We start from the raw sequence: 15,274 nt of genomic DNA on the forward strand, positions 1-15,274 counted from the left end.
TGTTTACCCTTTCATCAATGTGCTATTGGTAATGTAATTAACGATTTGAAAAATCGCATCCGCTGCTTTTGGTCCCGTCTCCGGATCCAGTTGAAGAAAGTTTCGATAGGATGGGTTTGGCAGGCTTTCGATAATCTGGTTTTTGCCCAGCCATAGTTGGATTTTGTCCGTGCCGATTTCCCGGCAAGGGATCGCCTCGTTGGAGATGAAACGCAGCACCGTGGCGTTGGGGTATTGGCCGGCCAGCGTCGCCGCAACACGGTCTTCGGATTGGGGCTGGCTTTGCTGGAATGCTGTTTTTCCTAAGCCGTCGATAATCGCGAAGTCCTTGCCATGGGTTTGGTCGGCGACCAGGTAATAGGCCCAACGTAGCTGCTGGGCGTTGAACGATATTTTGATGTCCGCTGGCGGCGAGGCCGGAGGATTGAAATCGTTTGGAATATCGATGGTCGCGAATGGGGCGCTGGGGGCCGATTCTTCGGCGTTCAGGCGGAAGCCGTAGTTATTCGGCAAGTCCGTGTAATCGGTGTAAAGAGGGAATTCGGTGTTGCACAAGCGGAGATTGAAAGAAAAAACGCGATTGTCCGCAAAGGCGATGAAAGGCTTGGCGCTGGTATCGGACTCGACCGGCACATAAACGGCAAGGCCGTCCGCTCGGGGGCGCAGCACGCAGCGGTGGTTTCGGAATAGTTTTGCCGTCGCGGCGTCGGGGGTGACGACAAAGTCGGGGCAGCGTCCGTCGCTGTAATAGCCGTGGGTCAAGTTCACCGTCAATAAAGGCAGGTATCTCATGAGAGGCCTCGACGGATTTGCTCGGAAACCGCCGTTGTCGGCGCGCCGCCTTCCTGGCGGAAGATCACGGTGCGTACTTTATACGTTAAGGAGGGCAGGTATCCGGCCCGCAGCAATCCCCACAATTCGTTTTGTTGCGAAATCGAAAGACTGGTGAATTCGACGACGAGATGGTCGATGCTTTTATCCAGCTCCGGCGCGTTTTGTCGGTCGAGCCGTTTATTGGCTTGGAAATACTGGATAATCGACGAGAGATAGTGCAAGCCTTGTTCGTAATCCTTGAACTTGGCGACGAACAATAGGCAAAGGTTCAGGCAAATATCCGGCTGAACTTTCGTTGCGACGCCTTCGGCGGAGACGCGCACATAGGGATCTGCCGGACGCAGCAGGTTTTCCTGCTCGATGTGGAATAACACCAGGGAAACGGCGCCGAGCTTGAAAGCGATCGAATCGGGTTTTTGGTCGCCGTCGATGAAGACCACCTTGTCTTCCCAGGCGTCGTTCAGGCTGCCGCCGGCCAAGGTCCGGAAGTGGTTGTTCAGGCGATTTTTTAGGAAAACCAGCGTGTTGCCGATCATGGCAGCGTTGCTCCGGCGCGGAGCGAGGCGGAGCGGCGCGTTGCGGCGTTGGCGCGGCTGGCTGGAGATCGGGCGGGGCGGTGGGTGGATATCCGTTCCAATTGCTACTTCCCTGTAACCTGTAAAACGATGCGCGCATCCAGACGGCATGCGCCCGGCGGCCGGTGTCGCGCAGCAGCGCCGGCCGGCCGTCGGACATCATTAAAATCCATAGATTTTCTTTATGCAAGATGCTCGCGCATTTTTTGGCCGGGCTTCTTTTTCGCGGGGCTTCGGATCAATGCGGGAGGCCGCGGGGAACGGTGTTCTCCGGCGGTTAGACGGCTTGCCGGGCTTGCATCCCGCTTGTCGCCGCCGGTGTGGGGCGATCCGTTGCGCCCGCGCGCCGGGTGTTTTGGCGTTAGCGATGCCGCCAAGGCGATTTGGTGTATAAGAAAACCGCAATGAATAGGCGGCCTGCAGTGCGGGATCGCCCTTGGGTCTAGAGCCGTGGCCGTTTCGCGGTTCCGCCGGCCTGTCGCGGCGGCGTTTGGGGCGCGGCGTGCCGCTTCCGCCCAGATGCGGCGTTCCCTGTCGGTATCGAGTGTTATTATTTTTCCTCAGGCTGGAAGGATTTCCGGACTACTCCATTTGACCGGATTCGCGCACGACCCATGAAGACAAAAAACGGGCATCACTTTAGCCGCCTCGGCCTGCGCCGGGTCGATATCGACACCTACAAGGAAAACGTCGCCTATCTCAGCCGCGATTGTTCGGTTTACCGGGCCGAGGGATTCCAGGCGCTGGCAAAGGTGGAGGTGAGCTGCAACGGCCGCCACATTCAAGCGGTGCTCAACGTGGTCGACGACGACCGCATCGTCGGCTGCGAGGAGCTCGGCCTGTCGGAGCAAGCTTTCGCCCAATTGGGCGCGGACGAGGGCGCCGAAGTCCGGGTGGCACAGGCCGAGCCGCCCGCTTCCATGGATGCTGTTAGGCGCAAAATCAGCGGCGAGCGCCTGGGCCTGGCCGACTATCGCAACATTACCCAGGACATCGCTCAAAGCCATTATTCGAAGATGGAGATGGCCGCTTTCCTGGTCGCCACCGGCCAAAACGGCCTGGATCGGGACGAAGTGCTGTCCCTGACCCGCGCCATGATCGAAACCGGCGTACGGCTCAACTGGCGGGAGCCGTTGGTGGCGGATAAGCACTGCATCGGCGGCATTCCCGGCAACCGCACTTCCATGCTCATCGTGCCCATCGTCGCCGCCCACGGCATGTTGATCCCCAAGACTTCCAGCCGCGCCATTACCTCGCCGGCGGGCACCGCCGACACCATGGAAGTGTTGTCCCACATTTCCCTGTCGCCCGACGCCCTCAACAAGCTGGTGCGTTTGGAGCGCGGCTGCCTGGCCTGGGGCGGCACCACCAAGCTGGCGCCGGTGGACGACGTGCTGATTTCGGTGGAACGGCCGCTGGGCATCGACTCCCAAGGGCAGATGGTGGCTTCCATCCTGTCGAAGAAGGTCGCGGCCGGCGCCACCCATTTGCTGCTGGATATTCCCGTCGGCCCCACCGCCAAGGTGCGCCGCATGCGCGAGGCCATGGCGCTACGCAAGTTGTTCGAATTCGTCGGCGACCGCTTGAACTTGCGCATGGAAGTGGTCATCACCGACGGCCGCCAGCCCATCGGCCGGGGAATCGGGCCGGTGTTGGAGGCGCGCGACGTGATGCAAGTGCTGCAAAACGATCCCGAAGCGCCGCTGGATTTGCGCGAGAAGGCCCTGCGCATGGCGGGCCGTATTATCGAATTCGACCCGGACGTGCGTGGCGGGCAGGGTTACGCCATCGCCCGCGAAATTCTCGAATCGGGCCGCGCCCTGGCCAAGATGAACCGCATCATCCAGGCCCAGGGCGTGCAGGAGCAAGCGATGGCGCCGGGGCAGCTGACCTTCGAGGTCAACGCCGAGCGCGACGGCGTCGTGACCGGCGTGGACAACTATTTGCTCGCCAATACCGCCCGCCTGGCCGGAGCGCCCATGGCGAAGGGGGCCGGCGTGGACATGTTCGTGAAATTGGGCCAGCCGGTGAAGAAAGGCGAGCCGCTGTACCGCGTGCACGCGGAATTCCAGTCCAACTTCGATTTCGCCCGCGATTTCACCGCGGCGCACAGCGGCTACACCATCGGCGAGGCCACGGAGATGCCCTCCAACTTTACGGAGTTCGAGCCGTGATCCTGGGGTTTTCCGAATCCGCGTTACAGGCGCAAGCCCTGGCCGCTGCGCTGGACCTGCCGTACGCCCAGGTCGCGGTGCACCGCTTCCCCGACGGCGAAAGCCGGGTATGCGTACCGCAGCCCGCCGCCGGCCATGTGTTGCTGTTTCGCAGCCTGGACCATCCCAACGACAAACTGGTCGAATTGCTGCTGGCGGCGCAAACGCTGCGCCAGGGGGGCGCCCGGCGGCTGACGCTGGTGGCTCCCTACCTGTGTTATATGCGCCAGGACATCGCTTTCCATCCCGGTGAAGCCGTGAGCCAGCGCATCGTCGGCGGTTTTTTGGCCGGATTGTTCGACGACGTCGTCACCGTCGATCCCCACTTGCACCGCGTCAGCCGGCTGGAGGAGGCCGTCCCCGCCGGCAACGCCGTGTGCCTCACCGCCGCGCCCTTGTTCGGTGACTATTTGGCCGCGGAGCGCGACGCCTTGCTGATCGGCCCGGACGAAGAGTCGGCCCAGTGGGTGGGCGCCATGGCGGCGGCCAGCGGTTTGGAACACGTCATCGCCAGCAAGCAGCGCAACGGCGACAGGGACGTGGTCATACAGTTGCCGGAGGCGGCGTTGGCCGGCCGTAAGGTGGTGTTGGCGGACGACATGGCCAGCACCGGCCACACCCTGGCCGCCATCGCCCGGCAATTGATCGCCGCCGGCGTCAGCGAGGTGGATGCTCTGATAACCCATGCCTTGTTCGTCGGCGACGCCCTCGAAGTGTTGAGATCGGCCGGCGTGAGCCGCATCGGCAGCAGCGACAGCATTCCCCACCCCAGCAACGTGGTGCAACTGGCGCCGTTGCTGGCCGACGCCGTGCGGCGCTTGCCGTAACCCGCGCCGGCGCATGGCGGGGCAGGGCCGCGCTTGCTATGCTCGGCAACCGAACGCCAATCGTCCGAGGCATCGCCATGAACCAACCCGCCCAGCGTCTTGCCGGCTACCAGGATTTGTTCGATCTACCCGACAACCTGATCGGCGAAATCATCCATGGCCAGCTAATCACCCAGCCGCGCCCGGCGCCCAGGCATGCCCTGGCGGCGTCGGCGTTGGGTGGGGTTTTTTTCAATCCCTACCAGCACGGCCGCGGCGGCCCCGGCGGCTGGTGGATACTGGACGAACCGGAACTGCATTTGGACCACCATATCCTGGTGTCGGACCTGGCCGGCTGGCGCCGGGAGCGGATGCCCAGCCTGCCCAACGACGCCTATTTCTCCTTGGCGCCCGACTGGGTGTGCGAGGTGCTGTCGCCCGCCACCGCCCGTACCGACCGCGTGCTGAAAATGCCCATTTACGCCGCCCAGGGCGTGCCCTGGCTGTGGCTGGCCGACCCGAACGTGCGCACCCTGGAAGTGTTCCGTCTGCACGAAGGCCAATGGCTGCTGCAAGGCGCCTGGCAGGAAAACGACGAAATCGCTGCGCCGCCGTTCGAGGCGGTGAGGTTTTCGTTGGGGGATTTGTGGGAGTCAACGCCTGAGTAACGGGCTGTGGGTAGAGCTAAATCCCGTTTTTTTCGCGCCGTCATTCCGGCATGGATTGCCGGAATCCAGGGACAGGGATGTTACCGGCCTCAGTTGTGCACCATCCATGGCCATGGACCCCGGCATTCCCTGCCGGGGTGACGGTTCTGTCCGGCTAGGTCGGTGGAATTGAGGGTTTATATCGTGTCGAGGTGGGTGGTTGCTTAAGGAGCGCCTGCGGCGAGTGGTTTGAATGTGGGTTAGCCGCACCCACGGGCGGGTTACTTTTCTTTGCTTGTCCAAAGAAAAGTAACCAAAAGAAAGGACACCCGATTGCCGCGCCGCTAACGCGGTGCCCTGCGCTCCTCCCTTGTGCCGGGAGTTGGCCGACAGGCCATCCCTGGCCTGACGCCCAACCCGCCGCTTCCGTGCGGCGGCCCTGCGGGTTATTCCCGGCTCAAGCTGCGGTGCTCGGCGCGGCAAACGGGGATTAAACCCTGCACGACGAATGAGCGGTAGAATGATCTGGCGTATCCTCCCGCCAAAAATCGCCGATTGGCTCGGAGGGGTGGCGTACCAAATGTAAGTGCTTCGCGTGAAGTTTGTTTGTCATTGCCGCTAGGCAGATCAACGGGTTACGTTGCGCTAGCGATGCAATTTAACTTCCTGTTGAACGCTTAAACGGTATGGCTGTGTTCTCGATAGTTCTGTTTCAATTACCGTTTTACGGAAAAAAATGCCCAGCGCAACGATAAAAATTTTTCTTTCTCACGGCGACCCAAAGCGGCTCCGTACCGCGGAACTTTCTAATTGGACTGGCAAGGCCGTCGCTGGTCCTCGTAGTGAGTTTGATAGCATTATTGCCAGGGACGAGGCGCTAAATGCTGGGGTTTATTTCCTGACAGGCAGTGACCCGGAAACAGGAAAGACGGCATTGTACATAGGAGAAGCCGAGTCAATAAGAGATCGGCTCAAAGTTCATCTCGAAAAAGATTTTTGGAATCAAGTGGTATTTTTTATTAGCAAGGACGAGAATTTAACGAAGGCCCATATCAGGTACCTCGAAGGGCGACTGATCGAAGGGGCAAAAAGCTCGGGGAGAGCGCTACTCAAGAATAGCCAGTCAAGTGGCGCGAAGCTTCCGGAGTCCGATAGGGAAGATATGGAGGTCTTTTTGGAAAAAATGCAGCAGCTTCTTCCTGCTCTTGGTGTTGAAGCCTTGGTACCCATGGCGGCGCTGCAAAAAGATGAAATTGAAAAAGACCTATTGGTCTGCGAAATTAAGGGATTGAAATCCATCGGTTATTTGACGCCGAATGGTATGGTTGTATTGTCTGGATCACAGGCGGTTCTAACCGAGCGAGAGTCTGCGCAAAAATATCCGTGGGTAATTACCCTTCGGCAAAAGCTTAAAGACGATAGTTCGCTTATTCAAAATAACGATTATCTCGAGTTCGTCAAGGATGTTGAGTTCTCGAGTCCGAGCGCGGCCGCAGCGGTAATTCATGGGGGCACCGCAAACGGTTTAACCGCTTGGAAAAATACGTTCGGAAAATCCCTTAAAGAGATGGAATCTGTGTAATATTTTCGCTTGAACGACTCATCAATAAGTGTGCATTTTCTGTCTCCTTGGCTCGTAGCTGATTGAGCGGTCCACTTGTCTGGCCCTCGGCGTAATCCGCAAAGGGCGCTTCATCAGTGCCGGGTTGCGGGACGACGCAATGGCATTTTGTTTTCACCCTATGTCGAATCGCCGCTCCAGGCGATAATTAGTCATCCTTATTTTCATTGCCGGTGACGCCATGACCCCCACCCTAGACCCCACCAAATTGAACAACCCCGTCCACGCCGCCCGCTGCCTCTGGCAGGGGTTGGCCTTGCTGGCCCGGCCGGAGTTGCGGCATTTCGTGTGGATGCCGCTGTTGCTGAATCTGTGCCTGTATGCCCTGGGGCTGTGGGCCATACGGCATTATTTCGACGCGGCCATGGCGTATTTGCTGCCCGCCTGGCTGGACTGGGTGCGCTGGCTGTTGTGGCCGTTGGTGGCGGGGAGCTTTATCGCGTTGATGTTCTTCAGCTTTACCCTGTTGGCCAACCTGCTGGGGGCGCCGTTTTACGGCATTTTGGCGGAAAAAACGGCAGTGTTGCTGGGCCTGCCGGCGGCGGCCGAGGCGCAGCAGTCTTGGACGCGGGCGGCTTGGCTCAGCCTGGCGGCGGAGTCGGCCCGTTTGCGTTATTACCTGGTGCGGGCGGTGCCGGCTTTGCTGCTGTTCGTGATTCCCGGCGTCAACGTGTTGGCTCCGCTGGTTTGGCTGGTGTTCAACGGCTGGTTCCTGATGCTGGAATACACTTCCTATCCGCTGGAGCGTTACGGCTGCGGTTTCCCCGAGCAGCGCCGGTTGCTGGGCAAGGCGCGCATCGGGGCGACCGGTTACGGCGTGCTGGTCGCCTTGGGTTTGGCCGTGCCGCTGCTCAACGTGCTGATGCCGCCGGCGGCGGTGGCGGGGGCGGTGGCTTATATTGCGGGGGCTAGGCGGGAGGCTTAACATAGCTTGGCGTTAAAACGGATTTATACAAGGAGAACGCCATGTCCGGAGGATACACCCACATCACCTTGGCGCAATTCGCCATTGAAGAGGCAATGCAGCGCCGGCCGGGATTGTTGCACGAGGATGCGCGCTTGGCTTTGGGGTATTTCAAGAAGTTTTGCATCGTCGGGTCGCTCGCACCCGACTATCCCTACCTCGATGTCACCGACAGCGTTTCGGCCGCTTGGGCCGACGACGTGCACAAGGGGCGCGCCGTGGAGTTCCTGCGCGGCGGCGTGGCGCAGGTGGGCGCCATTGCGGACGACAACGTCCGCCGCCGTTGCATGGCGTGGTTGTTCGGCTTCGCTTCCCACGTCGCCACGGACGGCACCATCCATCCGGTGGTCAACCTCAAGGTTGGACCCTACGAGCAAAACAAAACCCATCACCGGCGCTGCGAGATGAGCCAGGATGTGCACAGCCACGCGCGTCTCAACCTGGGCGCGCTGGATTTCAATCGGCAGATTTCCTCCAACGTGGACGGTGCGTCGGATGTGGCGGACTCCGATCGTTTCGATCCCAGCGTGGCGAAGCTGTGGAGCGATCTCCTGCTGGCGGTGTATCCGGGCAGGCCGGAACCGGACATTCACGGCTGGCATCGCGCCATGCGTCGCATGATGCGGTTGGCGGAAAGCGGCCACGTGTTGTTCGCGTTCGCCCGCCACGTGGCGGCCAATCAAGGGCTGGTTTATCCGGCCGCGCCTGAGGACGAGTACATCCATGGCCTGGAGGTGCCGGGCGGGCGCATGGATTTCGACGAGTTGTTCGCCAAGGCCAAGAATAACGTGCTGGAGCTGTGGGGCGCTTTGGCGCTGTCCCTGCAGGGGCGGCCTTCGCCTTTGGACGACTTGAAAAGCTGGAGCCTGGATACCGGTATCGACGAAGCCGGCCGCATGACTTACTGGAGCTAAAGCCATGAAACAACGTGCAATGATTGCCTTATGGTCGGCGCTGGCATTTTCCGTTTGCGAGGGCGTCGAGGCCGACCCGTTGGCGGCGGCGGAGCGGGGGAAACTCGGTACGAATTTGGTCAACTTGAGCGCGGCGGTGGATATCTATTTTTCCACCTTGCCCGCCGCGCCGACGGACGACGACGCGACCATCCTCAAAAACGCCACGTCTCCCGATCCCACGCTGCTGGCGCCGGTATTCAAGCGCTACCTGCTGAAGACGCAGTATCAACAGCCCTATGCGGTATTGCTGGTGTGCAGCAAAGACGGCAAGCGGGCGTTGATGGAAGACGCCGGCTGCTCGGCGCGGTTGGATAGGCAGGTGAGGTCGCCGGCGCCGTGCGAGTTCACCTTGCGGGTCGAGAACGGTTGCCGGGTGACGGGGGGCGATCCGGAGTAGGGCGCCGCTGGTCGCTCGGGCATAAAAAAAGCGCCGATCGATTCGGCGCTTTTTTTGTTCGGCGGCGGTTAGTAGAGCGGTTCTTTGTAGAACAGCAGACACAAGCCGATGGCCACCATGCATAGCATGGATAGGGCTCCCACCAGGTTGGAGGCGGGCGGCTTGAGGTGCAGTTCCAGCCAGCGGCCGGTGGCCATCAGCACGGCGAACAAGCCCATGGTGGTGTGGGTTACCTGGATCAGGTATTCGGTCTTCAGCTCGAATTCCGAATGGGCGTGGGTCAGCAGCAGGATGCCGCCGAAGGCGCACAGCATGGGGAACAGGTAGGGCAGGCGCGGGTGGCGGTCCTCGTGCACCCGCGCCTTCATTTCCATCATGCCCAGGCCCAGCACCAGGAAGGTCGCCATGCGGTGCTGCAATACCTCGCCGTTGCCGAAAGTGCTTTCCCAGAAGCCGATGGGGCCCAGCGGCCAGGTTTCCGCGTCGCTGCGGAAGAATAGGAAAATCCCTAAGCCGACAAAGCCCAGCGGCCAATAACGTCCCCAGCGCCCCAGTCCGGCGTAGGAGGTGAGCGCCATCAGGCCCATAACGGTGAGGAACAAGCCTGCGCTGTTGTGGTTGAAGTCCGACCACTCGGCGCCGGCCACCGACGGCACTTTGTCGACGATGGCGATGCGCCCCACTTCGCCGGCCATGAGTTCGGCGTGGCTGGGAGAGTGGAAGCTGGGGATCTTCGGCGCGAGCATGTGCGCCACTTCCGACACGGTGGCGGTAAGGTTGCTGATGTCCGCGGCCGGCGGCTGGGAGGACAGGGTGGCGGCGATGAACAGGATGCTAATCAGTACGAAGGCTTCCGATTCGACGACGTGGGGTGTGATGGCGGTGATGGACACCTTGTCCTGGCCGCTGAACCAATTTTCGCCGGAACGCTTGTTGTACCACGCCATGACCAGCACCACGGCCAGCAGGCTCAGCTTGGTGATGACCAGGCTGCCGTAGCCGGTGCCGGCCAAGCCGTCCCAGCTGCCGACGTATTCCCAGGTGAGGATGCCGCCGGAGACCACCAGCACCGCTACGGTGGCGATGCCCAGTGCGGAGAAGCGCCGGATCGCTTGCGGCCACAACGTTTCCAGCAAGGGGTCCTGGCTGCGCATGCGCCACAACGCCACCAGCTGGGCCACGCCGGCGAACCACACGGCGGCGGCCAATTGGTGCAGCACGGTGAGCAGCATCAAGGCTTCGCGGTTTTCGAAGCGGCCCACGGCGTGGACCAGCCAGGCGCCGCCGATGATCAAGGGAACGGTCAGGGCGTATACCGGCAGCCAGCGTCCGCCGTCGAGCGGGTTTTGCTGCAAGCGTCCGGCGAACCAGCCCAAAGCCGCGGCCAGCACGATGCGCACCGCGCCGGCGATGAATTGCACGGTGCCGGCGTAGGCGGCGAAGTCGAATTCGCCCAAGGTCGTGGCGATGACGACGCCTTTCATGGCGATTTCGATGAGCTGCGTGACAGCCAGGCTGTAGGCGCCGATTTTCATCAGGCGCACGGCGATGGCGGCAGCGGCGACCGGGGTGTCTTGCCCGCGCGGGATGCGCAGCACCACCAGCGCCCACAACATCGTGCCCACGGCCATGGCGTAGGCGATCAGCTGCAGGCCGCCCATGAAGTCGTCGAGAAAATTGGCTATGCCTTGGATATCTTGCATGTCGAAAACCTTCGAAACCCCCGCTCCCTGTTAGGGAGAGGGGTGGGGTGAGGGTGAAGCGCTTGGATGGTTAGGGCGCTACGCGGAAGCGCAATTGGTCGTCGGTGAGGTGGCCGTCGGCGGCGAACACCTTGTATTTGATGACGTATTCGCCTTCTTCCAGGCCGGGCAGGTCGATGAGCAGTTCGCCCCGTTTCTTGCCGGGCTTGATGTTGAGCGGGCTGTGCACGTCGCCCTTGCTCACCAGCTGTACCTTGGACAATTTGAACTCGATGTTGCTGTTGAAGAACAGCGCCACGTGGGCAGGCGATTTCGGCTTGACCGGCTGCTCTTGCAAGGAGGTGGCGGTGATGACGGCGTGAGCCAGCGCGGCGGGCGCGGCGGCGGCGAGCGCCAGGGCCAGCCATGGCGCGAGTAGGGGGCGAAGCTTCATAGGGAGTCCTTGGGAGAAGTTAACGGTTAATCGCCGGCCTTGCTTTTCATGGCATGGCTGGCCAGATTCTTGGCGAGATCCAGGATGGCGGCGGGCTTGTGGCAGTCGGCGATCACGGCGTCCATGGCCTGGACGATCCAATCCTTGTCTTGGTCGGTGATGACCAGCGGCGGAAGGAACTTGACCACGTTCATCCCATGGCCGGCCACCTGGCTGAGAATGCGATGGTTTTTGAACAGCGGAATGGTGACGGTCTGGCTGAACAGCCCTTTGTTGGCGGTTTCCAGCAAGCCCCAGGAAGCCTTGAGGCCTAGGCTTTTCGGCGCGCCGAATTCCATGGCGATCATCATGCCCTTGCCGCGCACTTCGTGCAGCAGTTCGTACTTGGGCTGCAGGGCGCGCAGTTCGGCGATCAAGGCTTCGCCGACGCGGGCGGCGTTTTCCACCACTTTTTCCTCGATGAGCACGTTCATGGAGGCAAGGCCCGCCGCCATGGCCATGTTGTTCTTGGAGAAGGTGGAGCCGTGCACCACGGCGCGGTCCATGCGGTTGAACACCGCGTCCATGATGTTCTGCTTCATGGCCACCGCGCCCACCGGCACGAAGCCGCCGGACAGGGCCTTGGCCATGAGGATCATGTCCGGTTCCAGGCCCCAGTGGTCGCCGGCCCACATCTTGCCGGTGCGGCCCAGGCCGGCCTGGATTTCGTCGGCGACGAACAGCGTGCCGTACTTTTTGCACAGCCGCGCCGCTTCCGGCAGGTAGTCGTCGCTGGGGATGTTGACGCCCTTGCCCTGGATCGGCTCGACGAAGAACGCCGCCACGTCCTTGCCGGCCAAGGCTTTTTCCAGGGCGGCCAAGTCGTTGAAGGGCACCGCCGCGCAGCCGGGCAGCAAGGGGCCGAAGCCTTCCTTGAACACTTCCTCGCCGTTGAGCGACAGGGCGCCCAGGGTCAGACCGTGGAAAGCGTGCTCGCAGTGGAGAATCTTCTGGCGCTTGGTGGTGTAGCGGGCGAACTTGATGGCGCCTTCCACCGCTTCCGCGCCGGAGTTGCAGAAGAACACTCGGTTGAGGTCGCCGGGGCAGACGGAGAGGATTTTTTCCGCCAGCAGGCCCGACAGCAAGGAGACGTCCATTTGCACCAAGTCGGGCATTTCGCCGGTCAGCACTTCCTGCAGCGCGGCCACCACCGTGGGGTGGTTACGGCCCAGGGCGAACACGCCGAAGCCGCTCAACAGGTCTAGGTATTGGTTGTCGTCCTTGTCGTACAGGTAGGGGCCCTTGGCCTTGGTGTAGACGCGGTCGTAGCCGATGGTCTTAAGCACCCGCACCATCTGGCCGTTGAGGTGCTTGTCGTGCAGTTCGAAATTTTCGCCGGCCCGTTCCGCGAGCAGAGTTGCGAGGGTCTTTGCCATTTAACCTAACCTGATAGTCGTAAGTGTCTGTGGGAAATAGTTTAACGGGCCTTGCGGGCGCCCAACACGCTGAACGCCGGCAGCATCACCAGGGAGCAGATCAGCGTGAATAGCAGCCCGATGGCGAGCAGTTCACCCATGCTGGCGGTGCCGGCGTGGGGGGTGAAAGCCAAGCTGCTGAAGCTGAACACGGTGGTGAGGGTGCCGTAGAACACGCCCTTGGCTTCGCTGGTGGTCAGCAGGTTTTCCTCGCCTTCTTCGGCGTGCAGGTAGTGCAGGCGGTGCGCCATGTGCACGCCGCTGTCCACGCCCAGGCCGAACAGCAAGGGCAGGGCGATGATGTTGGCGAAGTTGAAGGGCACGTGCAGGACGACCGTCGCGGCGGCGGTGTAGAGTCCCGCCAGCAGCAGCGGCAGCAACACCAGCAGGGTGTCGCGGACGTTGCGCAGCACCAGCAGCAGCAGCACGGTGATGGTGATGAGGGCGATGCTGAAGGCCTGGACGAAAGCCCGCACCACTTCGTTCATGGACTCCAGGTAAGTGACCGGCAGGTCGGTGACGTTGGCGTCCACCGTTTGCGCGTCGGCGATGAACTCGCGCAGGTTGTCCAGGTCGTTGCCGTCTTTTTTCGGGAATATCTGCAAGCGATACCAGCCGTCCGGGCTGAGCCAGCGCTCCCGGATGTCGGCAGGCAGGTTGGCGACGGTGATTTCCTCCGCATTCAGGTTGTTGCGCAGCAAGCCGATGGTTTGCGGCAGGGCGCCCAGCAGGCTGTTTTGCAGTTGCAGCAGCAGGGCTTGCTGGGCTGCGGGGTCCAGGCTCGCCAAGCGTTCGTCCACGCGCTTGATCCGGTCGCGGAAGGCCGTCAGGGTTTCCCGGTCGGCGTCGGGACGGTCTTTCGTTACGCCTTCCTCGGCGGCGGCCAGCAGGCTCTTGATGCCGGCGAGCGTCGGCGTGCCGTCGATACGCGCGGGGAAGTGGTCCAGCTGGCCGCCCAGGATCGGCCCCAGGTCTTCGATGAGGGACAGTTTCTGGGCTTGATCGGCCGGCACGAAATCCAGCAAGGTGACGACTTTCTTGACGGTGGACAGATGCTCGAAGGCCTGCCGTTTGGCTTGGACTTCTTCCTCGCTGCGGGCGAGGGACGCCAACGTCATCGGCGAGGTATCCTCCGATTGCAGCAGGTATTTGAAGGTTTTGACCGACTCGCTGTTGGGGTCGCGCAGGTTGATGGGGCTGAAATCCACCTCCAGCCATTGCAGCATGACCACGGCGACCGCGGCGGTGACGTAGGTGATCCAGCGAACCTTGCGCGCGTGGGTGATGGGCCAATTGCCGAGGATTTTTGACAGGAACTTGGTTTCATGGCGCCGCACGGGCTGGCGCAGCGGCATGACCTTCAACAGCGCCGGCAGCACGGTGAAGGTGGTGCCCAGGGCGATGAACATGCTGACGCCAGCGATGATGCCCAGTTCCGATACGCCCACGTAATTGGTGGGCAGGAAGGCGAACAAGCCCATGGAGGCGGTGAAGGTGCACAGGATCAACGCCGAGCCGGTGGAGCTGAGGGTTTCCAGCAGCGATTCGCGCATGGTCATGCCGCGTTCCATCAGTTCGCGGTAGCGCAGGCAGAAATGGGAGGAGTAGGCGTCGCCCATGCCGATGAACAGCACGGCGAAGCCGATGGAAATCAAGTTGAGATGGCCGATGGCGACGGTGGCGAAATACAGGGAAAACACCAGGCCGATGGACAGGGTCACCACGGTGGCAATCACCAGTTTCGGCGAGCGGTAGCCGATCAGCAGGGTAAGGAATACCAGCACCATGGAAGCGATACTGGCTACCGCCGTGCCCTGGGTGATGCTGTCCAATTCCTCGTGTTCCAGCACCACCTCGCCGGTCATGCGGGTATGGATGCGGCCGAAGCGCCCGTCCTCGGCCATGGCGGCGACGCGTTTGACGGCGTTGATGGGCTGCTCCGCCGGCAGCAGGGCGGTAAAGTCCAGTTTGGGCGTGACGATGACGAAACGCTCGGTGGTGCCGAAACCGGGTTTCTGATTCATCATCAGCTGTTGCCAGGACAGCAGCGCGGGTTCGCCGGCCAGGGTCTTGTCCAGGCTGGCGCCGATTTTGTTCAACAGCGGCGCCAGGTCCAGGGGGAGGTCGTTGCCGGACATTTTCAGCGCATCGCCCAGGACGCCGAAGAAGCCGTCCAGGTTGGGCTTTTGCGCGATACGGCCGATGAAGGGCTGGGCGTTGGCCAATTGGGAGCTGACGTCTTCCAATTCCGGCAAATCCAGGAACAGCAAGCCGTGTTTAGAGAAGAAGTTGCCGCTGCCCGGTACGTAGACGGATTTCACGTACTGCTGCTCCTGGCGCAGCTGTTCGCCGAGGAAATCCACCGCCTGGGTGGTTTGTTCCGGGGTGTCGCCTTCCACCACCAGCAGAATGGTGCTGACGTCCTGGGGGAAGGCCCTTTCCAGGCGCAAGCGATTTTGCTGGAACGGCAATTCGATGGAGATCATGTCCGCCGTGTCGGTGTCGACCGTCAGGTGGTCCATGGTGTAGAGGGTGCAATAGACGGTGGCGACGGCCGTGAGCGCCAGCAACCACCAGGGACGATTGACGATTTCGGCTTCCCACCAGGCCATGCAGCGCAGAAAAAGATTGCCGTGTGGAGTGGTCATGGGTGGTTCCGCTTCGCTGCTCT

General features: G+C 61.5%; 13 protein-coding genes. 7 read left to right on the forward strand and 6 right to left on the reverse strand.

The genetic code is table 11. The features are described from left to right. Nucleotides 1-3: 3 nt before the first annotated feature. Both K5607_RS06765 and K5607_RS06770 read right to left on the reverse strand, forming a co-directional pair. Entirely contained in the window at nucleotides 4-792 is a 789-nt protein-coding gene (locus K5607_RS06765) for a hypothetical protein (protein WP_054773827.1), read from the reverse strand. After that, complete coding sequence (locus tag K5607_RS06770) at nucleotides 789-1,370, reverse strand: Pvc16 family protein (RefSeq protein ID WP_054773828.1); 582 nt, start codon at nucleotides 1,368-1,370, stop codon at nucleotides 789-791. Before K5607_RS06770 ends, K5607_RS06765 begins: the two co-directional genes overlap by 4 nt. A 653-nt stretch (nucleotides 1,371-2,023) precedes the next feature. On the opposite strand from K5607_RS06770, the gene K5607_RS06775 reads away from it, so the two are divergent. From K5607_RS06775 to K5607_RS06805, 7 genes are all read left to right on the forward strand, one after another. After that, nucleotides 2,024-3,583, forward strand: coding sequence for a thymidine phosphorylase family protein (locus K5607_RS06775; protein ID WP_221048604.1), 1,560 nt, complete (start codon nucleotides 2,024-2,026; stop codon nucleotides 3,581-3,583). Then, the gene (locus K5607_RS06780) at nucleotides 3,580-4,449 is read left to right on the forward strand and encodes a ribose-phosphate diphosphokinase (RefSeq protein WP_343222977.1); all 870 of its coding nucleotides are present in this window, start codon (nucleotides 3,580-3,582) and stop codon (nucleotides 4,447-4,449) included. Before K5607_RS06775 ends, K5607_RS06780 begins: the two co-directional genes overlap by 4 nt. 77 nt (nucleotides 4,450-4,526) lie before the next feature. Beyond that, on the forward strand, nucleotides 4,527-5,096 hold the full coding sequence (locus K5607_RS06785; protein WP_054773456.1) for a Uma2 family endonuclease: 570 nt from the start codon (nucleotides 4,527-4,529) through the stop codon (nucleotides 5,094-5,096). A 715-nt stretch (nucleotides 5,097-5,811) separates the two neighbouring features. Then, nucleotides 5,812-6,657, forward strand: coding sequence for a GIY-YIG nuclease family protein (locus K5607_RS06790; RefSeq protein ID WP_054773455.1), 846 nt, complete (start codon nucleotides 5,812-5,814; stop codon nucleotides 6,655-6,657). Nucleotides 6,658-6,877: 220 nt separating this feature from the next. Next, nucleotides 6,878-7,621 (forward strand): sulfate transporter CysZ, encoded by a 744-nt coding sequence (gene cysZ / locus K5607_RS06795; protein WP_221048605.1) that lies wholly within the window; start codon nucleotides 6,878-6,880, stop codon nucleotides 7,619-7,621. Between the two features lie 41 nt (nucleotides 7,622-7,662). Continuing rightward, the gene (locus K5607_RS06800) at nucleotides 7,663-8,574 is read left to right on the forward strand and encodes a zinc dependent phospholipase C family protein (protein WP_221048606.1); all 912 of its coding nucleotides are present in this window, start codon (nucleotides 7,663-7,665) and stop codon (nucleotides 8,572-8,574) included. A gap of 4 nt (nucleotides 8,575-8,578) precedes the next feature. Continuing rightward, nucleotides 8,579-9,013: a hypothetical protein gene (locus K5607_RS06805; RefSeq protein ID WP_054773451.1), complete on the forward strand. Its 435-nt coding sequence runs from the start codon at nucleotides 8,579-8,581 to the stop codon at nucleotides 9,011-9,013. Nucleotides 9,014-9,081: 68 nt separating this feature from the next. Here the strand turns inward: K5607_RS06805 and K5607_RS06810 are convergent, their stop codons facing one another. The 4 genes from K5607_RS06810 to K5607_RS06825 all read right to left on the reverse strand — a co-directional run bounded on the left by K5607_RS06810 (nucleotide 9,082) and on the right by K5607_RS06825 (nucleotide 15,251). Next, complete coding sequence (locus tag K5607_RS06810) at nucleotides 9,082-10,716, reverse strand: copper resistance D family protein (protein WP_054773450.1); 1,635 nt, start codon at nucleotides 10,714-10,716, stop codon at nucleotides 9,082-9,084. 70 nt (nucleotides 10,717-10,786) lie between these two features. Further along, nucleotides 10,787-11,149, reverse strand: a complete 363-nt coding sequence (locus tag K5607_RS06815) for a copper resistance CopC family protein (protein ID WP_221048607.1) — start codon at nucleotides 11,147-11,149, stop codon at nucleotides 10,787-10,789. Nucleotides 11,150-11,175: 26 nt separating this feature from the next. Beyond that, nucleotides 11,176-12,564 (reverse strand): aspartate aminotransferase family protein, encoded by a 1,389-nt coding sequence (locus K5607_RS06820; protein WP_221048608.1) that lies wholly within the window; start codon nucleotides 12,562-12,564, stop codon nucleotides 11,176-11,178. Between the two features lie 41 nt (nucleotides 12,565-12,605). Then, nucleotides 12,606-15,251 carry an MMPL family transporter gene (locus K5607_RS06825; RefSeq protein ID WP_221048609.1) on the reverse strand — a complete coding sequence of 882 codons (2,646 nt, stop codon included), beginning with the start codon at nucleotides 15,249-15,251 and terminating at the stop codon, nucleotides 12,606-12,608. Nucleotides 15,252-15,274 lie beyond the last annotated feature (23 nt).

Origin of the sequence: Methylogaea oryzae (genome assembly GCF_019669985.1) — a bacterium.
In the GTDB taxonomy this organism is placed as follows: domain Bacteria; phylum Pseudomonadota; class Gammaproteobacteria; order Methylococcales; family Methylococcaceae; genus Methylogaea; species Methylogaea oryzae.

Coding starts and splice junctions, on each gene's coding strand:
- K5607_RS06785 (WP_054773456.1), top strand. CDS start 4,527: ATGAACCAACCCGCCCAGCGTCTTGCCGGCTACCAGGATTTGTTCGAT.
- K5607_RS06825 (WP_221048609.1), bottom strand. CDS start 15,251: ATGACCACTCCACACGGCAATCTTTTTCTGCGCTGCATGGCCTGGTGG.
- K5607_RS06775 (WP_221048604.1), top strand. CDS start 2,024: ATGAAGACAAAAAACGGGCATCACTTTAGCCGCCTCGGCCTGCGCCGG.
- cysZ (WP_221048605.1), top strand. CDS start 6,878: ATGACCCCCACCCTAGACCCCACCAAATTGAACAACCCCGTCCACGCC.
- K5607_RS06815 (WP_221048607.1), bottom strand. CDS start 11,149: ATGAAGCTTCGCCCCCTACTCGCGCCATGGCTGGCCCTGGCGCTCGCC.
- K5607_RS06800 (WP_221048606.1), top strand. CDS start 7,663: ATGTCCGGAGGATACACCCACATCACCTTGGCGCAATTCGCCATTGAA.
- K5607_RS06790 (WP_054773455.1), top strand. CDS start 5,812: ATGCCCAGCGCAACGATAAAAATTTTTCTTTCTCACGGCGACCCAAAG.
- K5607_RS06765 (WP_054773827.1), bottom strand. CDS start 792: ATGAGATACCTGCCTTTATTGACGGTGAACTTGACCCACGGCTATTAC.
- K5607_RS06805 (WP_054773451.1), top strand. CDS start 8,579: ATGAAACAACGTGCAATGATTGCCTTATGGTCGGCGCTGGCATTTTCC.
- K5607_RS06770 (WP_054773828.1), bottom strand. CDS start 1,370: ATGATCGGCAACACGCTGGTTTTCCTAAAAAATCGCCTGAACAACCAC.
- K5607_RS06820 (WP_221048608.1), bottom strand. CDS start 12,564: ATGGCAAAGACCCTCGCAACTCTGCTCGCGGAACGGGCCGGCGAAAAT.
- K5607_RS06810 (WP_054773450.1), bottom strand. CDS start 10,716: ATGCAAGATATCCAAGGCATAGCCAATTTTCTCGACGACTTCATGGGC.